The following is an 11,701-nucleotide window of genomic DNA, read 5'->3' as shown; positions in this document are numbered from 1 at the left end:
TCGCTTTGTCAGGGGCTGGCATCTCCTGCCAGGCCGTGGATGTCTCCGTGGTGTTCGTCCTGTCCTCCGGGGGACTGGGTCCGGCCGAACGAAGTTTCGACTTTCCGCCAGGGCGATGGCGTCGGCGCCGCGGCGTTTGCCGCTCCCCTGGCGTTGCGACACGCATGCCTGCGGCATGGCAGGCTCCCTGGGTGGTGCGGGGGTAGCGCTGTCGAATGTCATTCAGGCAGGGGGCGAAGGCGCGACCGAGAAACTCTGCGGTCGACACCCATAGCTTCAAGCAGGGTCCGTACCAGTCTCTGGTGTGGTCGCAACTGCTTGATCGAGAAGGAAATGCGCGCAGGCGTGTGGCGATGTGCAACCAGCAGAATGCACGATGGCCCGCCCCGCCGGTTGCAATTCGCCTTACCGCTACGCTTCGCGGCGGGGAGTGTGTTTGCCCTTGTAATCCACCTCCTGGGCGCGCTCGACCGGCAGCGGCTGATCGAGGCTCTCCTCGGCCATCTGCCAGTGGCGGGCGGCCTGGCCGCTCGGCTTGCCTTCGGCCTCCCACAGGTCATGGGCCTTCTGGCGAATCTGCGCTTCGCGATCCTGTTCTCTGCGGTCGTGGCTCATGCGGATCTCCGACTGTTCGTCATCTGTGTAGAACCGATGACTGCCCAGCCAGTCAGGTGTTCATACAGCCTGACCGAGGGATGCTCCATGAACGATGCCGACCGTCCACGCCTGGTCGTGGCCTGCTCCCTGGACCCGCACGCCACTCCCGCTGACCGCCGCACCCACGAGGCGCTGGCTGCCTGGCTGGCGCAGATCCAGGGGCTGGACTTCCGCCCCGAGCCGCCTTCGCACCGCCAGCCCGGCCAGCAGTTCTACTGGGTGCCGGACGCCACCGTGGTCGGCCCCGAGCAGGCCGCCGAGTTCGGCATCCACGGCCCGATGGACCTGTTCGGCGGGTACGTGGAGCGCGCCTACCAGGCCGGTAAGGCCATCGTCCACCCACTGATAGAGCGCCCGACCCTGACCCCGCGTGGCTGGAACGACGCCTTTGCCTCCAGGGTAAAGCCGCTGGTGCTCGACGGTCACAGCGTGTTCTGCCACAACGACGCCGTGCGCTGCGCCAGCGCGCGGCTGCAGCGTGGCCCGCAGCGCCTGAAACCGGCGGCGAGCCGGGGCGGGCAGGGCCAGCGGGTGGTGGCCGATACCGATCAACTGGCTGAGGCGCTGGCCTGCTACGAGGAGGGCGATTACCACGAGGGGCTGGTGATCGAGGACGACCTCGACGAGCCGCAGACCCACAGCGTCGGCCAGGTGATGATCAATGGTGTGATGCTGAGCTACCACGGCATCCAGCAGCACAATCGCAACCCGCGCGGTGAGTTGGTCTACGGTGGGAGCGACCTGCTGGTGGTGCGTGGCGATTTCGGCTGCCTGCTGGCGCTGGACCTGGTGGATTCGGTGAAGCTGGCGATCCAGCAGGCGGTGCAATTCGACCATGCTGTCCACCAGCAACTGCCGGCGTTCTTCGCCTCCCGGCGCAACTACGACGTCGCTCAGGGCACGGACGCCCGCGGGCAGCGTTGCTCCGGCGTGCTGGAGCAGTCCTGGCGCATCGGCGGCGCCAGTGGCGCGGAGCTGGCGGCGCTGGAGGCCTTCGTCGGCGACCCGGCACTGTGCGTGGTGCGCGCCTCGACCTTCGAAATCTTCGAGGACAAGCCCTTACCGGACAACACCCACGTCCTCTATCGCGGCCCGGACGAGCACGGCGATTTCCTGATGAAGTACGCAATGGTGGAGCCTTATGTCTTCCAGTGACGAACGCTTTCCCAACGATTTTTCCAGTGACGAACGCATCGACATCGATGTCGGCAGCCTGCGCCTCCAGGGTAACTTCCTCAGCCCGCGCACCCACGTGCCCGGCGTGCTTTTCGTGCATGGCTGGGGCGGCAGCCAGGGGCGTGACCTGAGGCGTGCCCGTGGCATCGCCGGGCTGGGTTGCGTATGCCTGACTTTCGACCTGGCCGGACACGGCGCAGGCGAGGCGCTGCAGGGCTCGATCACCCGTGAGGACAACCTGCGCGACCTGCTCGCCGCCTATGACCGGCTGGTGGCGCACCCGCGTATCGACCCGAACGCGGTAGCGGTGGTGGGCACCAGCTACGGCGGCTACCTCGCCGCCATACTCACCGAACTGCGCGCCGTGCGCTGGCTGGCGCTGCGCGTGCCGGCGATGTACCGCGACGAGGACTGGGACGTACCCAAGCGCGATCTGCCCCGCGACGACCTGATGCAGTACCGCGCCAGCCATATCCCGGCGGCCAGCAACCGTGCGCTGAAAGCCTGCTCCGGCTTCCATGGCGATGTGCTGCTGGTGGAGTCCGAGCACGACGACTACATCCCCCACGCGACGATCATGAGCTACCGGGCTGCCTTCCAGCACACCCACTCGCTGACCCATCGGATCATCGACCAGGCTGACCACGCGCTCTCCAGCGAACAATCCCAAGAGGCTTATACCGACATTCTGGTGCGCTGGATCACCGAGATGGTCGTGGGCGAGCGTTCCACCCGGCTGGTGGTGGGCTGAGCTGAATGCCTGCCAGGTCGATTCGGGCGTGAACCGGCCGTCCTAGGCGGCGCTGGTCTTTGCGCGGCGGCTGTCGATCCAGATGAGCATGCCGCTGGCGTACAACGACACCGCGAGGAACAGCGCCATGCGCACGGCGAAGGCGCGGTAGACATCCTGGCCGCCGGCGCTGTCCTGTACGGACTGGCCAAGCAGGATCAGCATGGTGGTCAGGCAGCTGACCCAATAGGCAGGACTCTTGCGGGTAGCCACCGCTGCATACAGGCGGCGCCCCTGCCAGAGGGTGAACAGCAGTACCCAGAGAAAGAACATCCACAGGTGCACGAACAGGCTCAGGGCGCTCCACACCAGTATCGCCAGCAGCCCCGCCAACAGGGTGGAGCCGATCAGCTCGCGGCTGGCATGGCGCGCGCGGGTTTCCCCGGCCTGTTGGCCGAGGCTCACCGATTTCATGATCAGCGGCATGAAACGGTCCGGCGCGATGATCGCCAGGAGGAAGGCTGGCATCACGATCAGCGTGGCGCGCAGGGCGATCCACGCGGCATCTTCCGCGCCCGGTAACGGCGGGGCAGGGGGCGAGGGCGCATCGGCCGGTTCGGGGAACAGGGCATGGGCCACCGCGCTGCTGAGCACGGCCAGCAGCATGCCCTTGGCCAGCGCCTCGACCACCGACAATGCCAGGGTGAAGTCGCTGGTGCCGGCAGCGGCGATCATGGTCAGGCCGATCACCAGCAGGTTCGCCAGCAGGCCGTTGCCGCCGCGTAGCGCATAGCGGAACACGCAGTACAAGCCAACACCCACCAGCAGCACGCCGCTCAGTGGCGCGTGGCGCAGCAGCGGAATCAGCAGCAAGCCGATGCCACAGCTCAGCAGTACCAGCACTGCCAGCGCGGGGGCCGCGCGCAGTGGCAGGGCGCGGGCGCGCATCGCCAGCAGAAGCACGGCGAGCACCGGTGCAAGGAAAGGGATCGGCATGCCAATGCCGTAGCTGGCGGCCAGGCACAGTGCCGTGCCCCAGGCGAGGCGCAGGGCCCGCCGGCGCGCCAATGCCAGGCGCGGCGGATCAATAGGCATAGGACAGCCAGCTCATCAGCCACATGAACACCCGGCCGAGGAGGTTGAGCGGGTTTCCTTCGCTGGGTAACGCCATGACTTCCGCCTGGCCGCCCACGCGCAGGCCGGCGGGGTTATCCAGCTGATCGCGGTCCAGTTCGACGATCACCGGGAAGCGTTGCGCCGAGCGCAGCCATTCGCGGCTGTTCTGCACCGTTGGCAGTGTGCCCGGCGGCGTACCCTGGCCGACACTGACGCCATAGCCGATGCTGCGGATGCGCCCGTGCAGCAACTCACCGGGCAGCGCGTCGAGCACCACCAGCACCGGTGTGCCGTTGTGCAGGTGGCCGAGGTTGTTCTCGGTCATGTCGGCGCTGATCCACAGGTCATGGATGGCGATCAGCGTCATCACCGGGCTGCCAGGGCTGACGTAGTGGCCGACGTCGGTGCGCAGGTCGGTGATCAGACCGTTGGAATCGGCGCGCACCGTGGTGCGGGCGAGGTCAAGGCGAGCCTTGGCGACGCTGGCTGTGGCGCTGCGCAATTGGGCGTTGTCCTCGTCGTGGCCGCCTTGCTGTTCCCGGGCCCGCTCGACCTCGGCGCGGGCCGCCGCTACTTGGCTGGCCGCCTGTTCGCGAGTGGCCTGGGCGGCTTCCAGGCGGCGCACGGACACGGTGCCGGGGTCTTCCTGGTACAGCCGCTGCAGGCGTTCGGCATCCTGCCGCGCCTTGCGCTCATTGGCCTGGGCAGCGGCCAGCGAGGCCTGGGCCGAGTCGATACCGGCGGTGCTGGCGCCGATCTGCCGCCGCACGGTATCCAGGTCCGCTTCGGCGCGCTGCAGAGCGATGCGGTACTGTTCCTGGTCCAGCTCGAAGAGCACGTCGCCCTTGCGCACTTCCTGGTTGTTGCCCACTGCCACGCGCTTCACCTGGCCGGCCACTTCGGCGCTTACCGGCACCACGTAGGCCTGCAGGCGTGCCTGCTGGGTGTAGGGCGTAAAGCGGTCGGCGAGCAGGTACCAGACCAGGCTGACGACGATCAGCAGCAACACCAGGCGCATGCCCCAGTCCGGTGCGGACCTGGCGGGAGCGGGGGGCGAGGGTGGTGCCGGCGGCGTAGCAGGGGCGTCGCTCATTTCTGCTGTCCTTCATGCTGAGCTGGCGGGGCGGGCTCGTCGAGCAGGTCGCCCCACTCGGTGCGTTGTTGCATCTGCTGGCGGGTGGCGGCATCGATAGGCGTGCGCTGGCTGTCCCAGCCGCCTCCGAGGGCCTTGTACAGGGCCACCAGGCTACTGACCGCATTGCCGCGACTGACCAGGTAACCGTCCTGTTGTTGCAGCAGCAGTTGCTGGGCGTCGAGCACGCGCTGGAAGTCGGCGAATCCTTCGCGGTACTGGGAGCTCGCCAGGCTCAACGAACGCTGCGCAGCCTGCGAGGCCTGCTCGCGGATGCCAGCGCTCTGCAGCGAGCGCACCAGCCCGCTGGCAGCGTCGTCCGCTTCACGGGCGGCGTTGCGCACGTCCTGCTGGTAGAGCTCGATCAACTGCTGCAGGCGGGCGTCTTCCACCCGCACGGCGTTCTTGCGTCGACCGTAGTCGAAGGGGTTCCAGACCAGGCTCGGGCCGGCGGCGAGGTTGAAGCTGTCGGGCAGGTTGCTGGCCGAGACGAAGCTCCAGCCGATGCTGCCGATCAGGCTCAGGGACGGATACAGGTCGGCCTCGGCGACACCCACCAACGCCGATTGCGCGGCCACCGCCTGTTCGGCCGCACGGATGTCCGGGCGGCGTTGCAGCAGACTCGCCGGCACGTCCTGGAGGATCGCGCCGTCGGGCATCGGCAATTGCCCATGGCGCGCAAGCAGCTCCGGGATATCCCCCGGCGGGCGGCCGAGGAGGGCGCAGAGGATGTTACGCAGGGCGTTCACCTGGTTCTCGAACTCAGGAATGGTTGCCTGGGTCGCCAGGTACTGGGTGCGCGCCTGCTGCCAGTCCAGTTCGTCGTTCTCGCCGTGGCGGAACAGCCGCTCGGTGATCTGCAGGCTGCGTTCCTGGCGCTTGGCGTTCTCGCGGGCGATGTCCAGGCGCGCTTCGGCGGTACGCAGGCCGAAGTAGGTGTCGGCGACCTGCGCGCGCAGCAGCACCATGGCATCGGCGTAATTGGCCTGGGAGGCGAAATACACCGCGTCGGCCGACTCGATGGCGCGGCTGAAGCGGCCCCAGAAGTCGATCTCCCAACCGATATCGAAGCCGGCGCTGGATTGCCAGAACACCGAGTCCCGCGCGCTGGGGGCGCCGTGCTGGTTCTGCTTGAGGTAGAGGCTGTCCGCGCTGATCTGCTGTAGCTGTGGGTAGCGGCCGGTCTCGGCGATGGCCAGTTGCGCGCGCGCCTCGGCAATGCGCAGGCCGGCCACGCGCAGGCTGGTGTTGTGCGCGTCGGCCTCGGCGATCAAGGCGTCGAGGCTCGGGTCGGCGAATACCGTCCACCAGCGGCTGAAATCCGGGGCGCTCGCCCGGTGCCCGGCCTGGTCCAGCAAGGGTGTGCTCCAGCCATCCAGCCACGGGCTCTCGGGCTTCTGGTAATCCGGGCCGACCTGGGTGCAGCCGCCCAGCAGGGCGGCGAGAATCAGGCTGCAGCGTCTGGCGCGCTCTGGCATGGCGATCCCTGGGTCATTCGGCCGGATTGGCGGGTTTGTCCAGCTTCGGCACCTGCTGGTCGACCCATTGCCAGAACAGCTTGTAGGTCACGGCGAGGATCACCGGGCCGATGAATAGGCCGATGATGCCCTTGACCACCATGCCGCCCAGGGCGCCGATCAGCACCACCGGCATCGGCACGTCGACGCCTCGGCCCAGCAGCAGTGGCTTGAGCACGTTGTCGGCGAGGCCGGCGACGAAGATATAGATGGCGAACACAATGGTGGTGCCAGTGAAGCCTTCGGTGCTCAGCACATAGATGATCACCGGCAGCGTGACCAGGCTCGCCGGTGCCTGGGCGATACCCAGCACCAGCACGATCAGCGCCAGGATGCCCGCTCCCGGCACCCCCTTGAGCACGAAGCCCAGGCCGATCAGCAGCATCTGGATGAAGGCGATGCCAATCACCCCGAGGGCGACCGCGCGGATGGTGGCGGTGCACAGTGCGGCAATGTGCAGGCCGCGTTCGGCGCCGGAAATCCGCAGGGCGATACGCTGCGCGGCAATGGTGCCCATCTCGCCGAAAGCCATGATGATGCCGGAGATGATGATGGCGCCGATGAACAGCAGGAAAGCGCCGCCAGCGCTGGCGGCAGCGCTCAGCAGCACACGTCCGGCGTCCTTGATGTTGGGCATCAGGCCGCGCAGCACGTCGCTCAGGCTGGTGGAGGCGGCCAGCCAGAAGTCATAGACGCGTGGCCCGATCAACGGCCAGTCGGCCACCGAAGGAGAGGGGGCCGGCACGCTCAAGGTGCCGCTCTTGAGAATGGCCCCGACGCTGTCGACGGAGTCGGCGATGGACGTTGCCATCAGGTAGATCGGGGCGATCAGGACCAGGAGCACGAACACTACGATCAGGGTGGCAGCGTGGCCGTCCTTCAATCCGGTGTGTGCCTTCACCCAGCGCAGCACCGGATAGAGGGTGACTGCGAGGATCACCGACCAGAGCATCAGCTCCAGGAACGGCTGGAACACCTCGAAGGAAAAGATCACCAGGGCGGCCACCAGGCCCGCCTTGATGAGTATGTCGAGCATGCCCTGGGAGAGGGCGCCGTCGAGCTTGAATCCGGGTTGCATGGCCTTTCTCCTCAGGCAGGACGTTCATTGCGCCGCTCGGCGCTTGGCCGGGCGGGTTCGGATGATTCTTCGGATAATTGAGCGGGCGTTTGGCCAGTAACCTCTTCAGCCGCGCGCTGGCTGACGCCGGCCAGACCTGCACCGTCGTCGAAACGTCCGCCGGGTTCGTCGTTGCGGCCCTGACGATGCAATTCCAGCAGCGATTGCACTTCCTGCTGCTGATAGCCGCGTACCCAGGCCGTGGCCTGTTCCTCGCTGATGCCCAGCTCGATGAAGGCGCGACGCCCCATTTCCAGACTGGAATGGAAGGTTTCACGCACCGGATTCGCACCCCGCTCAAGCAGCTGCAGAACCTGCTGGCGGTTGAGCGCGCGGGCGATCACCCGGGTCTTCGGGTAAAGGCGGGAGAGGGCGTCCACGGTGTCCAGGTTGATCTGCGGGTCGTCGGTGGCGACTATCACCAGCTCGGCCTCGCCGACCTTGGCGGCGTGAAGGATCTCCGGGCGTGTGGGGTCACCGTAGTAGACCGCTACCCGGCCTTCCTTGCGCTGACGCACCAGGGCATCCATCGAGGTATCCAGCGCAACCACCGGCACGCCCTGGGCCTGCAGCAGGTTGGCGACCACCCGGCCCATGCGGCCCATGCCGGCAATCACCACGCGAGGCTCGCCGCTCACCTGCGGCGGGCCATCCGGCACTGCCTTGTCCGACGCTTCGTCGCGCAGCAGGCGGGCCAGCGCCATCATCACCAGCGGTACCACGGCCATCGACAGGGTGATGACCAGCACCAGAATGTCGTGGACCTTCTGCTCCAGCAGTCGGTGATCCAGCGCCAGTTTGAACTCCACGAAGGCGAATTCGCCGCCCGAGGCCAGCACGATGCCCAGGCAGATCGCCTCGGAGCGTTGCAGCCCACCCGTGAAACGGCCCAACCCGAACAACAGCGGCAGCTTGATGCCCACCAGCAGCACCGTCAGGCCCAGCACCAGCAGTGGCGCGCTGACCAGCAGGCTGAGGTCGGCGGTCATGCCCACGCCTACGAAGAACAGGCCGAGCAGCAGGCCCTTTAGCGGTTCGATCTGGGATTCCAGCTCATGGCGGAACTGCGACTCGGCCATCAGCATGCCGGCCAGGAAGGCGCCGAGCGCCATGGAGACGCCGACGTGCTCCATGATCCAGGCGGTGCCCAGCACCACCAGCAGCGCGGTGGCGGTGGACAACTCGCGTAGCCCCGAGCCCATCGCCCAGGTGAACACCGGGCGCAACAGATAACGCCCTCCGATGACCACCACGCCAATGCCGACGGCCACCGTCAGCAGGGGGCGGATACCTTCATTGGACGGGTCACCGCTGCCTGCGAGCAGCGGCACCACGGCGATCAGGGGGATGGCAGCGATGTCCTGGAACAGCAGGATGCCTACGGCCAACCGGCCATGGGGCTTGCCCAGGTCCTTGCGCTCGGCCAGTACCTGCAGGCCGAACGCGGTGGAAGAGAGCGCCAGGCCCACGCCCAGCACCACGGCCGCCGCCGGGGACTGATCGAACAGCAGGAACGCCATCATGCCCAGAGCCAGCGCCGTCAGCCCCACCTGCAGTGATCCCACGCCAAACAGCGAGCGGCGCATCATCCACAGGCGGCGCGGGGAAAGCTCCAGGCCGATGATGAACAGCAGCATCACCACGCCCATCTCTGACAGGCGGCTGACGTTTTCCGGATGGCTGACCAGGCCCAGTACGGACGGGCCGATCAGGATGCCGGCCAACAGATATCCCGGCACGGCGCCCAGCTTCAGGCGTTGCGCCAGGGGTACGAGGATGACGACCGTCAGCAGGAAGATTACCGTCGCCTGCAGCAGGCTTCCGTCATGTGGCATTCAACAGCCCTCTTGTGGTTCCTTGCGGGCTCCTCGCCCGATCGAGACTTCCGGTGGTCCTTCCACCGGGCGCTTCCTGGCTTCCACATCACCCTTGCTCCCAGGGCTTCTTGAAGGAAAGAGAGCAGGGGGCTTACCTGTTGCTGCGCCGCTCAGGCACCGCGCTTCGCCGAGAAACGTCCTGCCGGACGCTCTCGCGGGGTAGTGATGGGCGTGAATTGAGTATGGGTGATTCGTGGATTTTTGCCGGCCGGCGAGCTTAAGTCCGGATCACCTGTCGTGAAATACAACTCCAGCACTTTCAAAGACTTACGATGGCTAGAGTTTCCAGATGGGGCCGTAGGAGCCAAAGCAGGCGTTCGATAGCGCCTGCGGACGGACGCCGTGGGTTTCGTAGGCACCGTATTCGTTGATTTCCAGCGTCAGCTGCGGGGTGAGTTCCTTGCCACTTTTCAGGCGAACACTGTCGAATACCTGCAGCTTCTTGCCGGTGTTGACCACACTGGTTTCCATCCACGCATCGGGCGTGCTGGCTTCATCCAGGCGTGCCAGCAGCGCGTTGTAGAGCGGCAAATGGCGGCCATCGGGAGCCTTGCAGTCGATGTTGATCTTCTTCACCAGGGCCTCGGCCTCGGCGGAGCTGAAATACAGGCGGGCGCCGAAATTACGCTGCAACCGGTCGACATAGGAACCCTGACCGTCGTCCCTGGCCGCAGTGGCGAGCGGTTGCGGGGAGATATCCGCCAGGCAGGATTGCCGGCTCTTGTAGAACGTGTGCGAAACCCTGATCCCTGTGGGCTTGTAGATCGCGGAAGTGATCAACACATCGCCATTGGCGCTCAGGTGGTCACCATCGGCAACGTAATCACCGCCGTTTCCCCAGACGCCATCGGGCAGCCCGTTGGGCCACTCGACACAGGTGGGCTGTGAAGTATCGCGACGAAGCTCGTAAATACGTCCTTGAAGGAACGCACCGAAGGTATCAGCAAGAACGAGGAACGATGTCAACGATGTCAGTGACAGGCAGGATGCGAGGAACAGTCGAGTCCGATTCAAGAAACGCCTCCTAATGGCCCATCGGAGTTTCGCCCAGCGATTCGCACAGAAGAATAGCCGGGCTCTGGGCAAATGCTGTTCGAAGATTGGAGGCTGACTTGGAGAGGATGCTTCTGAGGTTTTGCCAGTTGGGTAATGGCGGAGGGGGTGGAGGGGGAATTGGTGAGAAGGATGAAGAAATCCTGGATAGCTGCTCAAGGGGCTACCTGGGTCTATATATAATTTAACATAATATATATTATGCGAAGTTATGGGTTTGAGTTTCAGGGCCGAGCCACGCGAAGCGAAACTGCCTGCACCGTCGCTTCAGGCTGGCGCCGCATGATTGGCAGTTTCGAAGGCCGCGCCCGATGCCTCGCATCATGCACATTCAATCAAACGCCTCCATGCTCATCGTGAGTCGGGTTCGCTGTCGCTGATGCATGGCTGGATTCGCTTCGCGAAAGCCGTTCATTGCATTCAGCGACAGCCAGCTCAATAACTCAGACAGTGAGCATGGAGATATCGACGAAGTCTCGGACCAGTCTGCGTCAAAGCAGTGAGCTCCCGATGCCATCCGCTGCTGAGCCGATTTGCACGCCAGGCATGTTCGACTCATGAACATACGGCTCATCAACCAAATCGCGATCATCGTCGTGACCCGGCATCAGCTGCTCACCGACATGGTGTTCTCCCAAGCTGAACAGGCATTGGGCCACGAAATTCAAAGCCCCGGACAACCTCCATTACAGATCGTCTTGGGTAGCCCCTGGGGAGCGGCAACTCCCCGGGGAGGCATCCCTGCCCTGTTCTGAGCGCAATCAGATTGCAGCCTGAATCTCCGGAACTGCTTCGAACAGATCAGCAACCAGACCGTAGTCGGCGACCTGGAAGATCGGCGCCTCTTCGTCCTTGTTGATCGCCACGATCACTTTCGAGTCCTTCATGCCCGCCAGGTGCTGGATGGCGCCGGAGATACCGACGGCCACGTACAGCTGCGGAGCAACGATCTTGCCGGTCTGGCCGACCTGCATGTCGTTCGGCACGAAGCCGGCGTCAACGGCAGCGCGGGAAGCACCGACGGCAGCGCCCAGCTTGTCAGCCAGGGAATAGAGGATGCTGAAGTTGTCGCCATTGCCCATGCCGCGGCCGCCGGAAACGACGATCTTGGCAGCGGTCAGTTCCGGACGGTCGGACTTGGCCAGTTCTTCACCGACAAAGGCGGACTTGCCGGCATCGGCCGGGCCGGAAACGGCCTCAACAGCGGCGGAACCGCCTTCGGCAGCGACGGCGTCGAAGCCGGTGCCACGCACGGTGATCACTTTCACGGCAGCCGAGGACTGCACGGTAGCGATGGCGTTACCGGCGTAGATCGGGCGCTTGAAG

Annotated in this window: 10 protein-coding genes; 2 read left to right on the top strand and 8 right to left on the bottom strand. The window is 65.5% G+C overall.

The window, feature by feature from the left end; translation table 11 throughout:
* Nucleotides 1-411: 411 nt before the first annotated feature.
* The gene (locus ACNFH5_RS26735; RefSeq protein WP_416751327.1) at nt 412-615 is read right to left on the bottom strand and encodes a DUF2934 domain-containing protein; all 204 of its coding nucleotides are present in this window, start codon (nt 613-615) and stop codon (nt 412-414) included.
* An 87-nt stretch (nt 616-702) separates the two neighbouring features.
* Here ACNFH5_RS26735 and ACNFH5_RS26730 point away from each other — a divergent pair, with 87 nt between their 5' ends.
* Together ACNFH5_RS26730 and ACNFH5_RS26725 are read left to right on the top strand one after the other, a co-directional pair.
* Nucleotides 703-1,812, top strand: coding sequence for a DUF3182 family protein (locus ACNFH5_RS26730; protein WP_416751325.1), 1,110 nt, complete (start codon nt 703-705; stop codon nt 1,810-1,812).
* The gene (locus ACNFH5_RS26725) at nt 1,799-2,584 is read left to right on the top strand and encodes an alpha/beta hydrolase family protein (RefSeq protein WP_416751323.1); all 786 of its coding nucleotides are present in this window, start codon (nt 1,799-1,801) and stop codon (nt 2,582-2,584) included. Before ACNFH5_RS26730 ends, ACNFH5_RS26725 begins: the two co-directional genes overlap by 14 nt.
* A 42-nt stretch (nt 2,585-2,626) precedes the next feature.
* Here the strand turns inward: ACNFH5_RS26725 and ACNFH5_RS26720 are convergent, their stop codons facing one another.
* The 7 genes from ACNFH5_RS26720 to ACNFH5_RS26690 all read right to left on the bottom strand — a co-directional run.
* Complete coding sequence (locus ACNFH5_RS26720; protein WP_416751321.1) at nt 2,627-3,658, bottom strand: DUF2955 domain-containing protein; 1,032 nt, start codon at nt 3,656-3,658, stop codon at nt 2,627-2,629.
* Nucleotides 3,648-4,772: an HlyD family secretion protein gene (locus tag ACNFH5_RS26715; RefSeq protein WP_416751319.1), complete on the bottom strand. Its 1,125-nt coding sequence runs from the start codon at nt 4,770-4,772 to the stop codon at nt 3,648-3,650. The genes ACNFH5_RS26720 and ACNFH5_RS26715 overlap by 11 nt, the downstream gene beginning before the upstream one ends.
* Complete coding sequence (locus ACNFH5_RS26710) at nt 4,769-6,289, bottom strand: efflux transporter outer membrane subunit (protein WP_416751316.1); 1,521 nt, start codon at nt 6,287-6,289, stop codon at nt 4,769-4,771. The genes ACNFH5_RS26715 and ACNFH5_RS26710 overlap by 4 nt, the downstream gene beginning before the upstream one ends.
* Before the next feature lie 13 nt (nt 6,290-6,302).
* Entirely contained in the window at nt 6,303-7,406 is a 1,104-nt protein-coding gene (locus ACNFH5_RS26705) for an AI-2E family transporter (RefSeq protein WP_416751314.1), read from the bottom strand.
* Between the two features lie 11 nt (nt 7,407-7,417).
* Complete coding sequence (locus tag ACNFH5_RS26700) at nt 7,418-9,280, bottom strand: monovalent cation:proton antiporter-2 (CPA2) family protein (protein ID WP_416751312.1); 1,863 nt, start codon at nt 9,278-9,280, stop codon at nt 7,418-7,420.
* Nucleotides 9,281-9,598: 318 nt separating this feature from the next.
* Nucleotides 9,599-10,288, bottom strand: a complete 690-nt coding sequence (locus ACNFH5_RS26695; protein WP_416751310.1) for a hypothetical protein — start codon at nt 10,286-10,288, stop codon at nt 9,599-9,601.
* Nucleotides 10,289-11,136: 848 nt separating this feature from the next.
* Nucleotides 11,137-11,701: electron transfer flavoprotein subunit alpha/FixB family protein (locus tag ACNFH5_RS26690; protein WP_416751308.1), on the bottom strand; the 565-nt coding region annotated here is incomplete at its 5' end.

This window comes from Pseudomonas sp. NY15435 (assembly GCF_048068295.1).
GTDB lineage: Bacteria > Pseudomonadota > Gammaproteobacteria > Pseudomonadales > Pseudomonadaceae > Pseudomonas.
This window is presented reverse-complemented; position numbering and strand designations above follow the sequence as displayed.